Source organism: Pseudomonas berkeleyensis (assembly GCF_014109765.1).
Taxonomy (GTDB): Bacteria; Pseudomonadota; Gammaproteobacteria; order Pseudomonadales; family Pseudomonadaceae; genus Aquipseudomonas; species Aquipseudomonas berkeleyensis.
Genome location: NZ_CP059139.1, coordinates 4,817,547 through 4,838,238, shown reverse-complemented (window position 1 = coordinate 4,838,238; position 20,692 = coordinate 4,817,547). Strand labels below are relative to the sequence as shown.

Genomic DNA, 20,692 nt, shown 5'->3' with positions numbered 1-20,692 from the left:
CTTCGAACCCGTTCAAACTCTGCTGCGCGTCGGCCCTGCTGCGTTAAAAACAGGCTCGGACTGCTCATTTACAGCTCGTAAACTGCGCGTCCTCGCCTGTTTTCGCCTTGCATGACTCTAGCTCGCGAGACTTTGAACAGGTTCTTGCCCGCCCGTAGCTACGGGCAGGCAGCGAATGACCCGGCGCGCGGTGCGCGCCGGACAGGGCTTACTGAGACTTGCGAACCCGCAGGTACCACTCCGAGAGCAGGCGCACCTGCTTCTCGGTGTAGCCGCGCTCGACCATGCGCTTGACGAAGTCGTTGTGCTTCTGCTGATCCTCCTTGCTGCCCTTGGCGTTGAAGCTGATGACCGGGAGCAGATCCTCGGTGTTGGAGAACATTTTCTTCTCGATTACCACGCGCAGCTTCTCGTAGCTGAGCCAGGTCGGGTTCTTGCCATTGTTGTTGGCGCGTGCGCGCAGCACGAAGTTGACGATCTCGTTGCGGAAATCCTTCGGATTGCTGATGCCGGCCGGCTTCTCGATCTTCTCCAGCTCCTCGTTGAGGGCCACGCGGTTGAGAATCTCGCCGGTTTCCGGGTCACGATACTCCTGATCCTGAATCCAGAAGTCGGCGTACAGTACGTAGCGGTCGAAGATGTTCTGCCCGTATTCGCTGTAAGACTCGAGGTAGGCGGTCTGGATCTCCTTGCCGATGAATTCGATGTAGCGCGGTGCCAGGTATTCCTTGATGTAGCGCAGGTAGCGCTCGCGCACCTCGGCAGGGAATTGTTCCTGCTCGATCTGTTGCTCCAGTACGTAGAGCAGATGCACCGGGTTGGCAGCGATCTCGTGCGGGTCGAAGTTGAAGACCTTGGACAGAATCTTGAAGGCGAAACGGGTCGACAGGCCGTTCATGCCTTCGTCGACCCCAGCGCTGTCACGGTATTCCTGGATCGACTTGGCTTTTGGGTCGGTGTCCTTGAGGTTCTCGCCGTCGTAGACGCGCATCTTCGAGTAGATGTTGGAGTTCTCCGGCTCTTTCAGGCGCGACAGGGTGGAGAACTGGGCGAGCATCTTCAGGGTATCCGGCGCGCAATGGGCTTTGGCCAGCGAGCTGTTGATCAGCAATTTGTCGTAGATCTTGATCTCGTCGGTCACGCGCAGGCAGTAGGGCACCTTGACGATGTAGATGCGGTCGATGAAGGCCTCGTTGTTCTTGTTGTTACGGAAGCTGTGCCATTCCGATTCGTTGGAGTGGGCCAGCAGGATGCCGCTGTAGGGGATCGCGCCGAGGCCTTCGGTGCTGTTGTAGTTGCCTTCCTGGGTGGCGGTCAGCAGCGGGTGCAGCACCTTGATTGGCGCCTTGAACATCTCGACGAATTCCATCAGGCCCTGGTTGGCCCGGCACAGTGCCCCCGAGTAGCTGTAGGCGTCGGCATCGTTCTGCGGGAATTCCTCCAGCTTGCGAATATCCACCTTGCCGACCAGGGCGGAAATGTCCTGGTTGTTCTCGTCGCCCGGCTCGGTCTTGGCCACGGCGATCTGGTTGAGGATCGACGGGTAGAGCTTGACCACGCGGAACTGGCTGATGTCGCCACCGAACTCCTGCAGGCGTTTGGTGGCCCAGGGCGACATGATCGAGTTCAGGTAACGGCGCGGGATACCATAGTCCTCTTCGAGGATCGCACCGTCTTCGGTGGCATTGAACAGACCCAGCGGCGACTCGAATACCGGCGAGCCCTTGATGGCGTAGAAGGGCACCTTCTCCATCAGTTGCTTGAGCTTTTCGGCCAGCGAGGATTTACCGCCGCCTACCGGGCCGAGCAGATAGAGAATCTGTTTCTTCTCTTCCAGGCCCTGAGCGGCGTGGCGGAAGTAGGAGACGATCTGGTCGATGCACTCTTCCATGCCATGGAAGTCGGCAAAGGCCGGATAACGGCGGATCACCTTGTTGGAGAAGATTCGTGACAGGCGGGAGTTGCTCGAGGTGTCGAGCAACTCCGGTTCGCCGATTGCCATCAGCAGGCGTTCGGCCGCAGTGGCATAGGCGCTGCGATCCTGTTTGCACAGTTCAAGGTACTCCTGCAGCGAGTACTCCTCCTGGCGGGTCGCCTCGAAACGTTGTTGGAAGTGACTGAAAATGCTCATGACTTCACCTCGCTCGATGCTGAAAGCTGGCTCGGGATCGGTCGTGCGGGTGCTGGGTGACCCCGGCTTAAGGACAAGTCGGGAAGAATCCCCCAGAACCAGAAAGTCGTACCGATGGCCCGATGCCGGTTAGCCGGCTCTACCTTGAGTGGGATGGCCTAAGTAACAGAATAGTTCGTTCTGCCGAGCGTCAAGGGCGGGACAACGATAACTGGATGTTACCGTGCGTCGGGAAGAGCCGGCAGGCCAGAGCGGGCGCGGCCTGCCGGCTGAAGAAATTTATTCTTCGCTGCTCTGCGCGGTTTCGCTCGGGTAAGTGGCGTGCCACAGCTCGAAACCGCCGTCGAGGCTATACACCTCGGAAAAACCCTGTCCGACCAGATAGGCCGCGGCGCCCTGGCTGGAATTGCCGTGGTAGCAGGACACGATCAGCGGCGCGTCGAGGTCGGCCTGGGTGATGAAGTCATGCAGTGAGTGGTTATCCAGGTGGCGCGAGCCGCTGATATGGCCATTGGCGAAGCTCTGTGGGTCGCGAATATCGACCACGACGGCGCCTTTGCTGCGCAGCTCCTGGGCCTGCTGCGGGGAAATACGTTTGAATTCGCTCATGTTCGTGGCCTTTGCGTGATTCGTAGGGGCTTATTCCTTGGGACAGGTGCAGCGGCGATGTTCACCGCTGTCGACATCGAGCAGGGTCATTGCACCGCCCCAGACGCAGCCGGTGTCGAGTGCGTACAGGCCGGGCTCCTGGCAATTGCCTTCGAGCGCTGCCCAGTGGCCGAAGATGATCTTCTCTCCGCGCATCTTGCGCTGCGGGTGGCTGAACCAGGGGGCGAAGCCGGGCGGGGCACTGCCAACGCCTTCCTTGCTTTTCAGATCCAGGGTGCCATCGGCCTTGCAGAAGCGCATGCGGGTGAAATAGTTGGTGATCACGCGCAGGCGGGTCACGCCATGCAGCTCCTTGTTCCATTTGGCCGGTTCGTTGCCGTACATGCCATCGAGAAACAGCGGTAGGCGCGCATCGTCACGCAGGGCTTCCTCCACCTCGGCGGCGCGGCGCAGGGCCTTGCTCAGTGTCCATTGTGGCGGAATGCCGGCATGCACCAGGGTGACTTTGCGCTCGGCATCGTGATGCACCAGTTTCTGCATGCGCAGCCAGTCGAGCAGGTCGGCGCGATCGGGGGCATCGAGAATCTCGCGCAGGGTGTCGCCTTTTTTCAGGCGCTCGATGTTGTGGGCCACGGCCAGCAGATGCAGATCATGGTTGCCCAGCACACAGGTCACGGCGTGGCGAATGGAATAGAGGAAGCGCAGGGTTTCCAGCGACTGCGGGCCACGATTGACCAGGTCGCCTACCAGCCATAGTTGGTCTTGTGCCGGATCGAAAGACACCTGCTCAAGCAGGCACTTGAGCGGCTTCAGACAGCCTTGCAGGTCGCCGACTGCATACACCGCCATCAGTGAAGGGCCCCGGGGACGGCCAGACGGAACGGCGCGATGGTCGCGTCGAAGCGTTTGCCGTCTTCAGCGAGCATCTGGTAACTGCCCTGCATGATGCCGACCTGAGTGGCCATGACCGTGCCGCTGCTGTAGGTATGGCTGGCGCCTGGCTCGATATGTGGCTGCTGGCCGATCACCCCGGCGCCACGAACCTCCTGCACGCGGCCATCGCCGTCGGTGATGATCCAGTGGCGCGACAGTAGCTGGGCTGGGAGCTCGCCGTTATTGACGACGGTCACGGTATAGGAGAACGCATAGCGATTCTGCTCCGGCTGCGACTGGGCGGCCAGGTAGCGAGTGGTGACGCTGACGTCGATCTGATAGCGAGGGTCGGACATGCGGGTAACCCGTTGAGCGTGATTGCAGTTTAGTCCCGCGCAGCCGAGGGCTGCAGAGCCAGTTGGTCGGCCAGACGGACGAACGCGGCCAGATCCAGCTGTTCAGGACGCAGGCTGCCATCAACGCCAGCCGCCTCGATGGCTTCGGCTGGCAACAGCAGTTTCAGGGTGTTGCGCAGGGTCTTGCGGCGCTGGTTGAACGCTTCGCGCACGACGCGCTCGAGTAGGCGGTGATCCTGGGCCGGGTGCGGCAGGGTTTCATGAGGAACCAGACGCACGATCGCCGAATCCACCTTGGGTGCTGGATTGAAGGCACCGGGGCCGACATTGAACAGGTGTTCCACGCGGCAGTGGTACTGCACCATGATCGACAGTCGTCCCCAGTCGCCACCGCCAGGGCCTGCTGCCATACGCTCGACCACTTCCTTCTGCAGCATGAAGTGCATGTCGCGAATCAGCGGCGCGTTGTCCAGCAGGTGGAAAATCAGCGGGGTGGAAATGTTGTAAGGCAGGTTGCCGACTATACGCAGGCTGCGCGGCGCCGCGTTGAGACGAGTGAAGTCGAACTTCAGTGCATCACCCTGATTCAGCTGAAAGTGCGGGTTATTGCCGAACTTGTGCTGCAGGATGGGGATGAGATCGAGATCCAGCTCGATCACGTCGAGCTGTGCGCCGCTGCCGAGCAATCCCTCGGTCAGGGCGCCTTGCCCCGGGCCGATCTCCAGCAGGCGCTCGCCTTCCTTGGCGCGGATGGCGCGAAGGATGCGGTCGATCACTCCGGCATCGTGCAGGAAGTTCTGGCCGAAGCGCTTGCGCGCACGGTGTTGGTAGTCGGACATGGGCGGCTCCGCGGAGCGCCTCGAGGCGTTACGCATCGAGGCTGGATGCAAAAAAAAGAAGTCGCACAGTCTACCAGCGAATGCCGCCCCGCGGGCGCGGCCCGTGGTGTCAGTGGTTCAATTCGTACGGCTGGCGGCCATCTGGTAGGCGGTTTCCAGTGCCACTTGCAGGCTGCCGATATCTATCCGGCCGGTACCGGCCAGATCCAGCGCGGTGCCGTGATCCACCGATGTGCGAATGATCGGCAGGCCCAAAGTAACGTTCAGCGCGGCGCCAAAACCCTTGAACTTGAGCACCGGCAGGCCCTGGTCGTGGTACATGGCCAGGACAGCATCGGCATGTTCGAGGTACTTGGGGGTGAACAGGGTGTCGGCTGGCAGCGGGCCGATCAGGTTCATGCCTTCCGTACGCAGATGCTCCAGCGTCGGTTCGATGATCTCGATTTCCTCGCGGCCAAGGTGGCCGCCTTCGCCTGCATGTGGATTGAGTCCGCAGACCAGGATCCGTGGCTTGGCGATGCCAAATTTGCTTTGCAGATCGGCATACAGGATACGTGTGACGCGTTCCAGGCGTTCGGCGGTGATGGCAGCGGCGACATCTTTCAGGGGTAGATGGGTGGTGACCAGGGCGACACGAAGGCCGCGGGTGGCCAGCATCATCACTACTTGCTCGGTATGGGTCAGGTCGGCGAGAAACTCCGTATGCCCGGAGAAGGCGATGCCGGCCTCGTTGATTACGCCCTTGTGCACGGGCGCCGTGATCATCCCGGCGAATGTACCGTTCAGGCAGCCCTGGCCGGCGCGGGTCAGGGTTTCAAGCACATACCCTGCGTTGGCGAGCGCCAGTTTGCCGGGCTCGGCTTGTGCTGCCAGTGGCGTATCCCAGACATACAGGCTGCCGGCAGCTGCGGGGCTGTCCGGCCACTGCCCTGGTTCGGCACTAAGCAGTTCGATATCCAGCCCAAGCTGTATTGCGCGCTCGGCCAGCAGTTGGCGGCTAGCAATGGCCACCAGCGCCTCGGGCTGTTTCTCCCGGGCGAGCAGAAGGCAAAGGTCAGGGCCGATTCCTGCGGGTTCACCAGGGGTCAGGGCAAAGAGTCGGTGTGCGCTCATGTACGGTCTCGCAGAGGTCGCGGGCCGGTCAGTCTACGCTGCTTGTGCACATAACGAAAAAGCCCGGCGCAGGGCCGGGCTTTCTGGTCGAGTTACAGGGATTACAACTTGGTCTCGACGTAGGCTTCGTCGCGGATCTGCCGCAACCAGGCCTGCAGTTCCTCGTCGTATTTGCGATTGCGCAGCAGGTTGGCGGCCTGTTGCTCGCGGAACTGGACGCTGCTGTCGGTGGCGCGGCGGCCCATGACCTGCAGCACGTGCCAGCCGTAAGGGCTCTTGAAGGGCTTGGACAGCTCGCCGCTCGGCGTGTTGTTCATCACTTCGCGGAACTCGGGAACCAGCGCATTCGGGTCGATCCAGTTCAGATCGCCGCCGTTGAGCGCCGAGCCTGGATCTTCGGAGAAACTCTTCGCCAATTCGGCGAAGTCCTCGCCGGCAACGATGCGCTGATATAGGCGCTCGACCAGGCGACGGGTTTCTTCTTCGCTGCGAATTTCGCTGGGTTTGATCAGGATATGGCGAACATGTACTTCGTCACGCACCTGGGTGTCACCGCCGCGCTTCTCGATCAGCTTGAGGATGATGAAACCGCCCGGCGTGCGCACCGGCTCGGTGACCTCACCTGGATTCAACATGTTGATCATGTTGTCGAACGGAGGCGGTAGCTGACCGGCTTTACGCCAGCCCATTTCGCCACCTTCCAGTGCGGTTTCGCTGGCGGAGCGGGAGATCGCCAGCTGGGCGAAATCCGCGCCTTGCTGCAGTTGCTGATACAGCTCTTGCGCTTGGCGCTCTGCGGCCTGGATTTCGCTGGAGGAGGCAGCTTCCGACACCGGGATGAGGATGTTGGCCAGGCGGAACTCTTCCGACAGCTGCATCTTGCCCAGGTCGGAGGCCAGGAAGTTCTGCACTTCCTGATCGGTAACCTGGATACGCTCGGCTACGCGGCGTTGACGGACGCGGCTGATGATCATCTCGCGGCGTACTTGCTCGCGAGCATCGGCGTAGGACAGGCCGTCGCGTGCCAGGGCTTCGCGGAATTGCTCGAGGGACATGCCATTGCGCTGAGCGATGGTGCCCATGGCCTGGCTGAGTTCCTCGTCAGTGATGCGGATGCCGGAGCGATCACCGATCTGCAGCTGGATGTTCTCGATGATCAGGCGTTCGAGTACCTGCTGGCTGAGCACATGCTCGGGTGGCAAGGAGCCACCGCGTTTGCCGATGGTCTGTTGCACTTCGTGCAGGCGAGCGTCGAGCTGGCTCTGCATGACCACGTCGTTGTCGACGATGGCCACGACGCGATCCAGAGGGCGGACTTGGGCCTGAGCCGTCACCGCCAGCAGTGCTGCGCCCAACAGCAGGGGGCGCAGGCAATCAGAAAGCTTGGTCTTCACGTTCACGGTAACCTTGAATGCCTTGGTCGAGGAAAGTTTCCACCTTGTTGCCAACAACGCCGCCGAGGCCCTTGAGGACGATCTGCAGGAAGATGCCGCGGTCGGCCTCGTCGTTGCGCGATGGGTCGAGACTGACTTCGTCGTAATCGATCCAGTAACGGTTGATCAGGCGCAGCTTCCAGCAGCAACTGTCGTACTCGAAGCCACCGAAGGCTTCCAGGGTACGGTTGCGGCCGTAGTCATACTGCCAGCGCGAGATCAGACTCCATTGTGGCGCCAGAGGCCAGATGACGGAGAAGTCATGCTGGTCGATCTTGTAGTAGTTCTTGATGTAGTTGGGGCTGCCGGGTGTGCCGTAGTCTGGATTGGTTGTCCAGGTACCGCTGTCGCGGTCATAACGCACGGTGTCATTACGATAGCGATAGCCGACGTTGACCACCTTGTTCGGGTTAGCTTCCGGTTGGTAGTGGAACATCGCGCTACCCGAGCGGGTTGCGTGCTGATCTGGATCCCAGTTGAAGGTCGACGAGAAGCGCCAGTCGCGGTTGAAGCGATACAGGTACTCCAGCGCATATGGCGACACATCGGAAGTGGCTTCCTGGCGGGCACGGTAATCGATACCGGGCATCTGCACCTTGCGGTCTTCGAAATAGAATGCCTGGCCGATGCTGAAACGCTGGCGTTCGAAACCGTTCGGCTCGATCCAGCGGCTGGTTACGCCCAACGACAGCTTGTTCTCGTCGCCGATGCGATCCTTGCCGCTAAAGCGGTTTTCACGCCACAGCGAGGCGTAGCTGAAGGTGGGCTCGCCCGTGTCGAACACCGGGATATCGGTCTGGTCTTCTTCCGGAACGTACAGGTAGAACGCGCGGGGTTCCAGGGTTTGGCGGAAGTCTTTGCCGAACAGCTGGGTGTTGCGGTCAAAATACAGGCCACTGTCGACGCTGAACAAGCCGACACCGCGATTAGGCGAACGCTTGTAGTCGACGCCGAACCACTGATTTTCCGGATCATTGGTCGCAAGTTCGGATTTACCTTTGCCATCCAGGTTTACCTGATACTGCGTCTGCAGGTACTTCACCTGGGGCTTGACGTAGCCCCAGCTCCAGTCCAGCGGCAGGCTTACGCCAGGCTCTACATGCAAGCGTTCGCCATCTGCGCGGTTCAAGCCAGTCAGTCGTTCGTCGTACCAGATATCCTGCGGGCGACCGGTTACACCGTCCTTGTCAGTGAAAAAGCCCGAGCGCAGATTGCGATCGAAACGGACGTACTCGGTTCCGTAGGTGAAATCCAGACCGCCCGGATTGAAGGGCAGTTTGCCGTCCAGAGTAATTTGCGGCAGACGGTCGTATGGCGTTACGTCGGTGATATTGGCCAGTTCGTAAGCATGCAGGTTCAGGCGTGCGGTATAGCTGTCGCCACGATAGGTCAGCGTGCCACGCTGGTTGACGTAGGTGGTTGTCTCGATGCCCAGGTCAGTATTCAGATCCTGGAAGTAGTACGGGTCGCTGATATCGGTGTAGTCGACTTCGGCGAGCAGACGCGAGTTCAAGCCCTGCTTGTGCTGCCAGCTGTACATCCAGCGTTGGTCTTCGTACTCGGACTGCAGTTTGCGTTCGTCTTCGCTGTCGTTCAGCCATGCTCCGCCGACCTGACCTTCGCTGCTTTCTGTCAGGTAGCGGAACTCGCCTTCCATCAGCAGGCCGCGTTTGGCCATGTAGGTCGGATACAACGTGGCGTCGTAGTTCGGCGCCAGGTTGAAGTAGTACGGTGTTTGCAGCGAGAGGCCGTTGCTGCTCGACGTGCCGAAGCTTGGTGGCAGGAAGCCGGACTGGCGACGGTCGTCGATCGGGAAATAGATGTACGGGGTGTAGAACACCGGGATGTCCTTGACCCGCAACGTCACGTTGGTCGCGGTGCCGAAGCCGGTTGCCGGGTTCAGGGTGACGTTGTTGCCCTTCAGGTGCCAGGCGTTGTCGCCCGGTTCGCAGCGGGTGTAGGTACCATCCTTGAGGCGGATGATTGCGGTCTCTTCGCGCTTGGCGTAGAGCGCGCTGCCGCGTACGTGAGCCTTGTGCATGACGTATTCGGCATTGTCGATACGGGCTTCGCCGTTATCCAGCTGCAGATCGGCACGGTCGCCGACAACCAGCATGCCCTTGTCGCGCAGGCGCACGTTGCCGACCAGCTCGCCACGGTTTTCCGTCTGGTGCAGGCTGGCCTCATCGGCCTCGACCTGCATGCCGGACTGGCGCAGCACCACGTCGCCAGCCAGGGTCGCGATCTGTTTTTCCTGCTCGAAGCGTGAGGCCTTGGCGGAAACGAACATCGGCGACTCGTCCAGCGGCGTGGTGTCATCCATGCCAGGGCGAAGCGGCTCGACATAGGCACCGGCACAATAAGGGCCGGCTTCGGCGAGTTGTGCGGCGGTCAGCTTCTCGCGCGGAACCCAGTCCAGGTGGCTGTAGTCAGCACTACGCGAGGCGAGGGCGCGGCCCTTGCTCTCGGTTACCAGTGCGGGAGCCGCCTCTTGCTTGGCAGTCGTTTCGCCAGCCGAGCCACTCGATGCGCTGACAGCATTGCGGCTGTGTTGCGGGCGAGGAGGCAGGGCGCTGGTCGCCGTTTTCGGCGCGCAGGCCCAGCCGCCCGAAGACGACGCCTGGCAATCGTATTGCTCGGCGGCAAAGGACTGTAGGCTGAACGCGGGCTGTAAGGCCAGGAGGCTGCCAGTTACCAGCAGCGGGAATTTTTTGCGGAACGCGGGGTATTTTACTGCCATCTTGTTAGTCCGGGCTTCCTGCGCGCTATCGGCCCAGGGGCCGCACGCCTCTCGATGGGCTGAAAAAGATGCTGGATAATAAAGCATGACCCGCGCAACGGCTAGCGCCGTCGGAGACCCCCTTGATGTCCGAACACGATGTACGTCTGCAACAGCTGCAAACCTGGCTCACCGAGCAATTGCCTGTCCTCTTCGCTACGCGTGGCTGGGGAGCGCTGCCGGCGGCCAGTCTGACGCCGGCTAGCAGCGATGCCAGTTTTCGTCGCTACTTCCGTTGGCAGTCCGAAGGGCGCAGCCTGATTCTGATGGATGCGCCACCGCCTCAGGAGAACTGCGCGCCTTTCGTCAGAATCGCCGCTCTGCTGGCTGGCGCTGGCATTCATGTGCCCGAGGTGCTGGCAGCCGATCTTGAGCAAGGCTTTCTGATTCTCGACGATCTTGGCAGGCAGACCTACCTGGACGTGATCGATGAAAGCAATGCCGATGTACTGTTCGCCGACGCCATCGAGGCCTTGTTGCAACAGCAGCGTTTGCCACTCGACGGCGATCTGCCGCATTACGACGACGCCCTGTTGCGACGTGAGTTGCAATTGTTTCCCGAGTGGTACGTGCAGCGCCATTTGGGTCATACGTTCACTGCCGAGCAAGACGCTGCCTGGCAGCGCATCAGCACACTGCTGATCGACAGCGCCCTGGCTCAGCCCAAGGTGCTGGTGCACCGCGACTTCATGCCGCGCAACCTGATGCTCAGTACGCCCAACCCAGGTGTCCTGGATTTTCAGGACGCTGTCTATGGGCCGGTAACCTATGACATCACCTGCCTGTTCAAGGATGCCTTCCTCAGTTGGCCCGAGGCGCGGGTTCAGAGTTGGCTGCGTGGCTACTGGGAGCAGGCGAAGGCGGCAGGCATTCCAGTGCAGGCCTCGCTGGAGGACTTTCTGCGCGCCAGCGATCTGATGGGCGTGCAACGGCACCTCAAGGTGATCGGTATCTTCGCCCGTATCTGCCACCGCGATGGTAAGCCCAGGTACCTGAGCGACGTGCCCCGCTTCTTCGCCTATATCCAGGCGGTACTGGAGCGTCGCCCGGAACTGGCCGAGCTGGCCGAGTTGTTTGCCAGCCTTCCACAATCCGAGGCCGTGCCAGCATGAAGGCAATGATCCTGGCGGCAGGCAAGGGCGAGCGTATGCGTCCGTTGACCCTGCACACCCCCAAGCCGCTGGTGCGTGCAGCAGGCGTTCCTTTGATCGAGTATCACGTGCGCGCCCTGGCGGCTGCGGGTTTCACCGAGTTGGTGATCAACCACGCCTGGCTTGGCCAGCAGATCGAGGATTACCTCGGCGATGGCTCGCGTTTTGGCATGCGCATTGTCTATTCCCCCGAGGGCGAGCCACTGGAAACTGGTGGCGGCATTTTCAAGGCGCTGCCGCTGCTCGGTGAGCAGCCGTTTCTGGTGGTCAATGGCGATGTCTTCACCGACTACGCCTTCGCTGAACTGCGTAGGCCGTTGGCCGGTTTGGCACATCTGGTGTTGGTGGCGAACCCGAGCCATCACCCGCAAGGCGACTTTCGATTGGTCGACGGCAAGGTGACGGATGAGTCGGAAGATACCAATCGACTGACCTACAGCGGCCTGGCCGTGCTGAGCCCAGCGCTATTCGACGGCTGCCAGCATGGTGCCTTCAAGCTTGCGCCTCTGCTACGTCGCGCCATGGCTGGTGGTCAGGTCAGTGGCGAGTGTTTTAGCGGGCGCTGGATCGATGTCGGTACGCACGAGCGCCTGGCGGAAGTCGAACGCCTGCTGCAGGAGTCACCTTAAGTGTTGTGGCCTGCAACCATGCTGGGAGCTGCTGCCGGGCTTGCCCTGGCCAGTATCCCGGGAGCGCTGTTGGGCGGCCTGCTTGGCCAGGTGCTGGATCGACGCCTGCGTTTGCATGGCTGGGACAACCTGCGTGAGCGCCTGGGATGGCGTGCCGCGCCCACGGATGATGATCTGCTGTTTCTGATGTTGGGGCGCATGGCCAAGAGCAATGGGCGCGTTCTGCAGAGCCATATCCAGCAGGCGCGTTCGGAGATGCAGCGGCTGGCGTTCGATGAGGCTGGTCGGCGGCGCGCCATCGAGGCGTTCTCCCGCGGCAAGACGGGTCGCGACAATCTGCGTGCGCCCCTGCAGCGACAGCGCGAGCGGGCCGACACCCTGCTGCGTGCCTGCTGGCGGATGGCCTGGGTCGATGGTCAGGTGGCGCCCGGTGAGCACGAGTTGATCCGGCTGTGGGGCAAGTGGCTGGGTTGGGACACTGCCCAACTGGAGAAGCTGGGCGAGGAATATGCCCCGCGCCGCGGCCAGCAGCCGGCTCCAGCGGGCGGCAGTTATCAGGAGGCGTTACGCCTGCTGGGGGTGGCGGCCGATAGCGAGCCGGAACAGATCAAGCGCGCTTATCGGCGTCTATTGAGTCGCCATCATCCCGACAAGCTGGCAGGTTCCGGCGCGTCCCCGGAACGTATCCGCGAAGCCACCGATACCACGCGCCAGTTGCACCAGGCCTATGCACTGATTCGCCAACGCCGGGGTTTACGCTGAGGCGCATGCAAGTCGCACGCACCCTTGAATGCATCGTCTACCCGGCGGCATGGATGTGCAGTTTCAGCCAGCCGCGCAAACGTCGATACAGCTGTTCCTCCTGAACGTCCAGATTGCCCGGCAGGGCTTTCATGGCCACCTGTATATAAGTGGGTAGTTTGGCGCGCTTGCTGGCTTGCAGACGTTTCAGCGCTGCATTGCGGTCGCTCGCCTGATCCTTGTAGTAGAAATCCCCCGTCGCCACTGGCAATTGCGGAACCAGTTCGTCGAGTGGTGGGGCGAACCCTGCCGGCACTTCCGCAGCGACGATCAACAGATTGTGGATGTTGTCCGGCTTGTGCTCGCTCAGATAGCGCGCTGCCCAGTAAGCGCCGCTGCCGTGACCCAGCAGGACGATCTCCTTGGCCTGCTGCTGGCTGGCAAATGCAATGGCCGCATCGATACGGGCCATGACGCGCTCGCTGTGAGCCTGCCGCCGCTGTTCGGGGCTGATCTCGGTCGTGGTGGGTTGGGGCTCGGCTGGGGCGGCGCCGCTCGTGCTCGTCGTGGATGTATCGGCTGCTGGAGTGCCTTCGCTGGGCGTGTTGTCAGCTGCTGCGCTGCGCAGGGGCAGTGGGTCGCCGTCCGGATCCGGCAGCGTCAGGCTCAGGCTGTGCCAGCCGGCGTCGGGTAGCTTGCGTCGCAGTGGGCCGGCGGCCGCGGCACCGTCGGCATTCTCGACATCGCCAGGCAACAGGATCACGGCGCCGCTGGGCTCACCCACATTGGCTGGCAACCAGAGCGCGAGGAAGCTTTCGTCCTTGGCTTGCAACGTCTGTTGTTCACGTTTGTCCAGGCGTTGTTCCAGGGCTAGCGCCTCATTGACGCTGCGCTCGGGTAAAGCCGGGCGCTCTGTCGTCGCAGGCGACTCGCTGGTGCCTGGCGAGGCGGCATCCGCGCTGCTCGTGGGCTCCTGTGCCCACGCAGTCGTCCAGGCGAGCAGGCAGAATCCGAACATTGCATATGAGGTCGAGCGCATCGGTGAGACTCCTGAGTGTCTGCAGCAGAGCCTAATGCCGACTTCCGTTTTTGTCAGGAAGTTGGATAAAGACTGGAGTAAGGTAAGGGATCGCGTCATCGGATCTACCCCGCGCATGAAGTCCCTCCTGTCCTCCTTCGTCGTCCTGCTGATGCTGGGCGTTTCTACTTGCTGGGCGGATACCACGCGTGTGCCGCTGCGCCCGGCCTTCGATGGCGAGCAGCGTGCCTGGCTCCAGGCGCATCCGGTGTTGCGGGTAGGGCTCGTGCTGCAGGCGCCTTGGGTGCAGCGTGGACGGGATCGGCAACTGACCGGCGCCAATGTCGAGCTGATGGAGCGTCTGCTGGAGGGCATGGACGTCAGCCCGGACTGGCGCCTCTACCCGACGCTAGAAGCGCTGGATAAAGCCGCCCAGGCCGGCGAAGTGGATCTTGCTCCAGGCCTTCAGCAGACGCCGGCCGGTCTGCGTATCTGGCATTACTCCATGCCGTATCTGCGCGTCCCGCATCTGGTGGTGGGGGAGCGCAGCGGCAGCGGTGCGGTGGATATCGATCAACTCCCTCTGGAGCAACTGGTAGCCGTACGCGCGCCGAGCCAGGCGGCGGAGTACCTGGGGCGAACCCACACCAATCTGCGTTTGCATCTGGTGCCTTCCGAGCGTGCGGCGTTGCAGCAGGTGTTGAGTCAGGAGGCCAGCTACGCGGTGCTGGATGAAGCCAGCCTCAGTCTGCTGCTGCGCGAGTCGCGTTTCTCCATTCTCAGCATCGTCGGCGATATTGGCCTACCGCAGCTGTTACGCCTGGCGACCCGGCGTGACCAGCCGACCTTGTCCGCCATCGTCGATCAGACCCTGAAGGCGCTGCCCGCGCGTGAGCTGGAGGAGTTGCGCGAAGCCTGGATGCCACTGCGTTATCCGCAGTCCAGCGACTTCGTTGGCTTCTGGAAAACCCTGACCCTGTTCCTTGGCCTGTTGCTGCTGATCGGCGCAACCGCCCTTTATCGTCAGCGCCAGCAGACCCGCCAGTTGGAGCGTGAGCTGCTGGCTGCGCGTGGTGAGTTCGATCGGCATCGCCAGGCTGCGGAATCCCTGCGTCTGAGTCAGTTCTCCATCGATAACAGCACGGTGGGAATCCTCTGGGTCAACTGGGATAGCCACCTGCGTTACGCCAACCGTGCGGCCGAACGTATGCTCGGTTATGGCGTGGGTGAACTGGTGGACAAGCCGCTGGGGCTGCTCGAGCCCGGGCTCGATATGGATCGCTGGTTGCGCCTGTGGAAGCGCGTGCGCGAGCAGGACGCGGGCTCGCCGAGTTTCGAGATCGACTGCCTGCGTGCCGACGGCAGTCGCATGCCGGCGGATGTGTCGCTGAGCTTTCTGCGTTACCGCCAGGCCGAGTATCTGGTGGTGTTTCTCAGCGATGTGACCGAGCGCCGTCGGGCGCGTGCGGCGCTGGAGGAAAGCGAGGCGCGCTTCAAGGGCATCGCCGGCAACGTCCCCGGTCTGGTGTTCCGCCTGGAGCGTGCCGGGCCGGGGCAGGCGGTCAACTTCGCCTACATCAGCGAAGCCAGTCAGGAGATGGTCGGCTGGCCGGCGCACGAGCTGCAGCGCGAGGATCGCGGCATTCGTAGCCTGGTGCATCCGCAGGATCTGGCCAGTTATCTGAACAGCCAGACGCTGGCGCTGGAAAGCGAGAGTGACTGGGACTGGCAAGGCCGTATTCAGACGCATCAAGGCCTGGTGCGCTGGGCAGATATCCGCTCGACCGCGCGCTCGTTGGGCAACGGACGGGTGGTCTGGGACGGCATTCTCTGGGACATCACCGAGAACAAACTGGCGGAGCTGGCCTTGGCCGATTCCCGTGCACGCCTGCGCGAGCTGTCCGCGCATTTGGAGAGCGTGCGCGAAGAGGAAAAGGCGCGTATCGCCCGTGAAGTGCATGACGAGTTGGGCCAGGTGCTGACCGTGCTCAAGCTGGAAACCGCGATGTGCGAGCTGGCCTGCGCCGGGCAGATTCCTGCGCTGGATGAGCGTTTGGCCAGCATGAAGCGGCTGATCGCCCAGTTGTTCCAGCTGGTGCGTGATGTCGCGACCGCTTTGCGTCCGCCGATTCTCGATGCTGGCATCGCCTCGGCCATCGAGTGGCAGGTGCGACGATTTGAAGAACGCACGCAGATCCCCTGCCTGGTCGAGGTGCCGGAGCATTTGCCGCGCCTGCCGGATGCTCAGGCCATCGGTCTGTTCCGCATCCTGCAGGAGGCACTCACCAACGTGATGCGTCATGCCGGTGCGCACAGCGTCGAGGTTCGTCTGTGGCAGGAGCAGAGCACTCTGTGTCTGGCGGTGGCCGACGATGGCAAGGGTTTCGACCCGTCTCAGCGCAGAGCAGGGCAGTCGTTCGGCCTGGTCGGCATGCAGGAACGCATGCTCATGCTGGGCGGCGAGTTGCGGATTGACAGTCTGCCAGGCGAGGGCACTACCCTTTACGCTCGGGTGGTTCTGGATGGGGAGGAGAACGCGTGATTCGGGTACTGGTGGCTGAAGACCACACCATCGTGCGGGAAGGTATCAAGCAACTGATCGGCATGGCGCGCGATCTCGAAGTGGCGGGTGAAGCCTGCAATGGCGAGCAACTGCTCGACGTGTTGCGCCGCACACCGTGCGATGTGGTGCTGCTGGATATCTCCATGCCCGGCGTCAACGGTCTGGAGGCCATTCCGCGTATTCGGGCACTGAATGCGCCGCCGGCGATTCTGGTGTTGTCGATGCATGACGAGGCGCAGATGGCGGCGCGGGCGCTCAAGGTCGGCGCGGCTGGCTATGCCACCAAGGACAGCGACCCGGCGCTGTTGATCACGGCGATTCGTAAGGTCGCTGCGGGTGGGCGTTACATCGACCCGGCATTGGCCGATCGCATGGTGTTCGAGGTCGGCCTGACCGATTCACGCCCGCCGCATGCGCAACTTTCCGAACGCGAGTTTTCGGTGTTCGAGCGTCTGGTGCGTGGTGAGGGGGTCAACGATATCGCCCTGCACCTGGCCATCAGCAACAAGACCGTGAGCACCCACAAGGCACGTCTGATGCAGAAGCTCGGTGCGCACTCGATGGCCGACCTGGTGCGTTACGCCATGGAGCATCGGTTGCTGTAGGGGCGCTGTGCGCACCGATCTTTCGGCCCCAAGGCAATTGGTGCACACGGCACCCTACGGACGTAATGCCTGATTTCTCTGCTCGGATTTTGTAGGGCAATCCCTACAGCAGATTCTCCTTGTGCCTGATATCAGCTTGTCATCCCGCCTGATTTGCCGCTTCGCCAGGCAGTTCTAATCTCTAGTCATCAGCCAGAGACAAGAACAAGGGTGCGGTGATGGCAAACGATGTTTTGGTGAGCTTCCGCGGCGTGCAGAAGAGCTATGACGGTGAGACGCTGATCGTCAAGGATCTCAATCTGGATATCCGCAAGGGCGAGTTTCTGACCCTGCTCGGACCGTCCGGCTCCGGCAAGACCACCAGCCTGATGATGCTGGCCGGTTTCGAAACGCCGACCGCAGGGGAAATCCTCCTCGATGGCCGTTCGCTGAACAAACTGCCGCCGCACAAGCGCGACATTGGCATGGTGTTCCAGAACTACGCCCTGTTCCCGCACATGACCGTGGCCGAGAATCTGGCCTTCCCCCTCAGCGTGCGCGGCATGTCGCGCACCGACACCAGCGAGCGGGTCAAACGCGCCCTGTCGATGGTGCAGCTCGATAGCTTCCGCAACCGTTATCCGGGTCAGCTGTCCGGTGGCCAGCAGCAGCGTGTGGCACTGGCCCGCGCACTGGTGTTCGAACCGCAGCTGGTGCTGATGGACGAACCCCTCGGCGCGCTGGACAAGCAGTTGCGCGAACACATGCAGATGGAGATCAAGCACCTGCACCAGAGCCTGGGCGTGACCGTGGTCTACGTCACCCACGACCAGGGCGAGGCGCTGACCATGTCCGACCGCGTGGCGGTTTTCCATCAAGGCGAAATCCAGCAGATCGCCCCGCCGCGCGAGCTTTACGAAGCGCCGCATAACACCTTCGTTGCCCAGTTCATCGGTGAGAACAACCGCCTGGCTGGCGAGCTGGTCAGCCAGCAGGGCGAGGAGTGCGTGGTGCGCCTGGCGCGTGGTGAGGAAGTGCGCGCCACGGCAGTGAATGTCGGCGCCATCGGCGAGCCGGTGAGCCTGTCGATCCGTCCCGAGCGCATCCGCATGAACGGCCACAGCGAAGCCTGTCCGAACCGGTTCTCCGGGCGCATCGCCGAGTTCATCTATCTGGGCGACCACGTGCGTATTCGCATGGAGGTCTGTGGCAAGTCCGATTTCTACGTCAAGCAACCCGTGGCCGAGCTCGATCCTGGCCTGGCGGTTGGCGATCTGGTTCCGCTCGGCTGGTCTGTCGAGCATGTCCGCGCGCTCGATCCACTCCAAGCCGAGTGACCGTTTCGCGCAGTGCTTCACCTTTACCACGTAACACAGAGGAGCTTACAAGAATGACGAAATCCCTGAAGCTCGCGGCTCTCGCCCTGGGCGTGAGCTGTGCCATGCCGGCACTGGCGGTGGATCTGACAGCAGTGTCCTTCGGCGGCGCGAACAAGGCGGCGCAGGTCAAGGCGTTCTACGAACCCTTCGAGAAAGACACCGGCAACAAGGTGCTGGGCGGCGAATACAACGGCGAAATGGCCAAGGTCAAAGCCATGGTCGATACCCGCAGCGTGAGCTGGGATCTGGTGGAGGTGGAGTCGCCGGAACTGGCCCGTGGTTGCGATGAAGGCCTGTTCGAAGAGCTCGATCCCGCGCAGTTCGGCGACGAGTCCAACTTCATCGAAGGCGCCATCCAGCCGTGCGGCGTTGGCTTCTTCGTGTGGTCGACAGTACTGGCCTACAACGCCGACAAGCTCAGCGCAGCGCCGACCAGCTGGGCCGATTTCTGGGACGTAAGTAAATTCCCGGGTAAGCGCGGCCTACGCAAAGGCGCCAAGTACACCCTGGAGTTCGCCCTGATGGCTGACGGCGTACCGGTCAAGGACGTGTACAAGGTGCTGGCGACCAAAGACGGCCAGGATCGCGCCTTCAAGAAACTCGACGAGCTGAAACCGAACATCCAGTGGTGGGAAGCTGGCGCCCAGCCGCCGCAATACCTCGCTTCCGGCGACGTGGTGATGAGCTCGGCCTACAACGGTCGTATCGCCGCGGTGCAGGGCGAGAGCAACCTGCAGGTGGTGTGGAACGGCGGTATCTACGACTTCGATTCCTGGGCCATTCCGCGTGGCGCCAAGAACGCCGAGCTGGCCAAGGAATTCATCGCCTATTCGGTCAAGCCAGAGGCGCAGAAGACCTACTCGGAAAACATCGCCTACGGTCCGGCCAACAAGCAGGCCATCGAGCTGCTGGCGCCTGAGCGTCTGAATCTGATGCCGACCACGCCGGAGAACATCGCCAACCAGGTGGCCATCGACGTGACCTTCTGGGCTGACTACGGCGAGCAGCTGGAACAGCGTTTCAACGCCTGGGCAGCACGTTAATCAGCCGCCTACCCGGCCCCGTCTTGGCGGGGCCGTCTGAATTCCTACCTTGCTTGCGGAGTTGTCCATGGCCAGCGAATTGTCCGCCACCGCGCTGCCCGGGCCGAGCCTGAAGCAGCGTCTGGCCCGAGCCGAGCGCTTCAACCGGCTGAAGTCGAAGGCGCTGATCCTGCCTTTGCTGCTGTTCCTTCTGCTGACCTTCCTGTTGCCTATCGGCGCACTGTTACTGCGCAGTGTCGACAACCCGGAAGTGGTTGGCAGCCTGCCGCGCACGGTCGAGGCGATTGCCAGCTGGGACGGCCGTGGCCTGCCCGACGAGACGGTCTATCAGGCTATCACGCTGGACATCGCCGAAGCCCGGCGTAACCAGAGTTTGGGCGACCTGTCGAAGCGGCTGAACATGGAGCTGGCGGGTTTCCGCAGCCTGGTCAGCAGCACCGCACGCAAACTGCCGCTGCGCGAAGAGCCGGCGTCCTACCAGGATGCGCTGCAGGAAATGGACGAGCGCTGGGGCGACCCCGCCTATTGGCAGGTGATCCGTCGTAACGCTTCTTCGGTAACGCCGTACTACCTGCTGGCGGCGCTCGACCACCGTATCGACGACCTGGGCGAACTGGCCAGTGCCACGCCGGATCAGGCCATCTACCTGGATATCTTCGCCCGCACCTTCTGGATGAGCCTGGTGATCACCGCTATCTGCCTGGTGCTGGCCTACCCGCTGGCGTACCTGCTGGCCAACCTGCCGACTCGCCAGGGCAACCTGCTGATGATTCTGGTGCTGCTGCCGTTCTGGACATCGATTCTGGTGCGGGTCGCAGCCTGGATTGTGCTGTTGCAGTCCGGCGGGCTGATCAACAGTGCGCTGATATCACTGGGCATCATCGAGCAGCCACTGCAACTGGTGTTCAACCGCAGCGGCGTCTACGTGGCCATGGTGCATATCATGCTGCCGTTCATGATCTTGCCGATCTACAGCGTGATGAAGGGCATCTCGCCCAGCTACATGCGTGCGGCGGTGTCACTCGGTTGCCATCCGTTCGCCAGTTTCTGGCGGGTGTACTTCCCACAGACCCTGGCTGGTGTCGGCGCCGGTTGCCTGCTGGTATTCATCCTGTCCATCGGCTACTACATCACCCCGGCGCTGCTGGGCAGCCCGAACGACCAGATGATCAGCTACTTCGTCGCCTTCTACACCAACACCACCATCAACTGGGGCATGGCCACGGCCCTCGGCGGTCTGTTGTTGGCTGCGACCCTGGTGCTGTACGTGGTGTACAGCTGGCTGGTCGGTGCAAGCAAACTGCGCCTTGGCTAAAACGGCCATAGAACACGCCTGCGTAGCAGGCCATCTGATGACCCTCTCCCGCTTGCGGGAGAGGGTGCCCAAAGGGCGGGAGAGGGCGGGTTTACCAAACCCTCTCCCCCAGCCCCTCTCCCGCAAGCGGGAGAGG

General features: G+C 62.1%; 17 protein-coding genes. 8 read left to right on the top strand and 9 right to left on the bottom strand.

The annotated features are described in order from the left end of the window. Nucleotides 1-208 precede the first annotated feature (208 nt). From HS968_RS22510 to HS968_RS22475, 8 genes are all read right to left on the bottom strand, one after another. Nucleotides 209-2,131, bottom strand: coding sequence for a PrkA family serine protein kinase (locus HS968_RS22510; RefSeq protein WP_182368729.1), 1,923 nt, complete (start codon nucleotides 2,129-2,131; stop codon nucleotides 209-211). A 279-nt stretch (nucleotides 2,132-2,410) separates the two neighbouring features. Next, nucleotides 2,411-2,740 carry a thiosulfate sulfurtransferase GlpE gene (glpE, locus tag HS968_RS22505; protein WP_182368728.1) on the bottom strand — a complete coding sequence of 110 codons (330 nt, stop codon included), beginning with the start codon at nucleotides 2,738-2,740 and terminating at the stop codon, nucleotides 2,411-2,413. A 30-nt stretch (nucleotides 2,741-2,770) separates the two neighbouring features. Beyond that, nucleotides 2,771-3,589, bottom strand: coding sequence for a symmetrical bis(5'-nucleosyl)-tetraphosphatase (locus HS968_RS22500; protein WP_179622743.1), 819 nt, complete (start codon nucleotides 3,587-3,589; stop codon nucleotides 2,771-2,773). Continuing rightward, entirely contained in the window at nucleotides 3,589-3,969 is a 381-nt protein-coding gene (gene apaG, locus HS968_RS22495; RefSeq protein ID WP_119694329.1) for a Co2+/Mg2+ efflux protein ApaG, read from the bottom strand. Before apaG ends, HS968_RS22500 begins: the two co-directional genes overlap by 1 nt. Before the next feature lie 29 nt (nucleotides 3,970-3,998). Beyond that, nucleotides 3,999-4,808, bottom strand: a complete 810-nt coding sequence (rsmA, locus tag HS968_RS22490; RefSeq protein WP_182368727.1) for a 16S rRNA (adenine(1518)-N(6)/adenine(1519)-N(6))-dimethyltransferase RsmA — start codon at nucleotides 4,806-4,808, stop codon at nucleotides 3,999-4,001. A gap of 117 nt (nucleotides 4,809-4,925) precedes the next feature. Continuing rightward, a complete protein-coding gene (pdxA, locus tag HS968_RS22485; RefSeq protein ID WP_182368726.1) occupies nucleotides 4,926-5,921 on the bottom strand; it encodes a 4-hydroxythreonine-4-phosphate dehydrogenase PdxA in 996 nt (331 codons plus the stop codon). Between the two features lie 101 nt (nucleotides 5,922-6,022). After that, a complete protein-coding gene (locus tag HS968_RS22480) occupies nucleotides 6,023-7,315 on the bottom strand; it encodes a peptidylprolyl isomerase (protein WP_182368725.1) in 1,293 nt (430 codons plus the stop codon). Beyond that, nucleotides 7,296-10,094 carry an LPS-assembly protein LptD gene (locus tag HS968_RS22475; RefSeq protein ID WP_182368724.1) on the bottom strand — a complete coding sequence of 933 codons (2,799 nt, stop codon included), beginning with the start codon at nucleotides 10,092-10,094 and terminating at the stop codon, nucleotides 7,296-7,298. Before HS968_RS22475 ends, HS968_RS22480 begins: the two co-directional genes overlap by 20 nt. Before the next feature lie 125 nt (nucleotides 10,095-10,219). On the opposite strand from HS968_RS22475, the gene HS968_RS22470 reads away from it, so the two are divergent. The 3 genes from HS968_RS22470 to HS968_RS22460 are packed head-to-tail and all read left to right on the top strand — an operon-like array spanning nucleotide 10,220 to nucleotide 12,675. Beyond that, nucleotides 10,220-11,245, top strand: a complete 1,026-nt coding sequence (locus tag HS968_RS22470) for an aminoglycoside phosphotransferase family protein (protein ID WP_182368722.1) — start codon at nucleotides 10,220-10,222, stop codon at nucleotides 11,243-11,245. After that, nucleotides 11,242-11,913 carry an N-acetylmuramate alpha-1-phosphate uridylyltransferase MurU gene (gene murU / locus HS968_RS22465; RefSeq protein WP_182368721.1) on the top strand — a complete coding sequence of 224 codons (672 nt, stop codon included), beginning with the start codon at nucleotides 11,242-11,244 and terminating at the stop codon, nucleotides 11,911-11,913. Before HS968_RS22470 ends, murU begins: the two co-directional genes overlap by 4 nt. Continuing rightward, entirely contained in the window at nucleotides 11,914-12,675 is a 762-nt protein-coding gene (locus tag HS968_RS22460; RefSeq protein WP_182368720.1) for a DnaJ domain-containing protein, read from the top strand. Between the two features lie 37 nt (nucleotides 12,676-12,712). Here HS968_RS22460 and HS968_RS22455 read toward each other — a convergent pair whose 3' ends face one another. Then, nucleotides 12,713-13,693: an alpha/beta hydrolase family protein gene (locus HS968_RS22455; protein ID WP_182368719.1), complete on the bottom strand. Its 981-nt coding sequence runs from the start codon at nucleotides 13,691-13,693 to the stop codon at nucleotides 12,713-12,715. A 115-nt stretch (nucleotides 13,694-13,808) separates the two neighbouring features. On the opposite strand from HS968_RS22455, the gene HS968_RS22450 reads away from it, so the two are divergent. The 5 genes from HS968_RS22450 to HS968_RS22430 all read left to right on the top strand — a co-directional run bounded on the left by HS968_RS22450 (nucleotide 13,809) and on the right by HS968_RS22430 (nucleotide 20,556). Continuing rightward, nucleotides 13,809-16,214: a PAS domain-containing sensor histidine kinase gene (locus tag HS968_RS22450; protein ID WP_182368717.1), complete on the top strand. Its 2,406-nt coding sequence runs from the start codon at nucleotides 13,809-13,811 to the stop codon at nucleotides 16,212-16,214. After that, nucleotides 16,211-16,840, top strand: a complete 630-nt coding sequence (locus HS968_RS22445; RefSeq protein WP_179622735.1) for a response regulator — start codon at nucleotides 16,211-16,213, stop codon at nucleotides 16,838-16,840. Before HS968_RS22450 ends, HS968_RS22445 begins: the two co-directional genes overlap by 4 nt. Before the next feature lie 218 nt (nucleotides 16,841-17,058). After that, nucleotides 17,059-18,156 carry an ABC transporter ATP-binding protein gene (locus tag HS968_RS22440; protein ID WP_106738603.1) on the top strand — a complete coding sequence of 366 codons (1,098 nt, stop codon included), beginning with the start codon at nucleotides 17,059-17,061 and terminating at the stop codon, nucleotides 18,154-18,156. A gap of 53 nt (nucleotides 18,157-18,209) precedes the next feature. Further along, complete coding sequence (locus HS968_RS22435) at nucleotides 18,210-19,241, top strand: ABC transporter substrate-binding protein (RefSeq protein WP_182368716.1); 1,032 nt, start codon at nucleotides 18,210-18,212, stop codon at nucleotides 19,239-19,241. 67 nt (nucleotides 19,242-19,308) lie between these two features. Continuing rightward, entirely contained in the window at nucleotides 19,309-20,556 is a 1,248-nt protein-coding gene (locus tag HS968_RS22430; protein ID WP_106738605.1) for an ABC transporter permease, read from the top strand. Nucleotides 20,557-20,692: the final 136 nt, after the last annotated feature.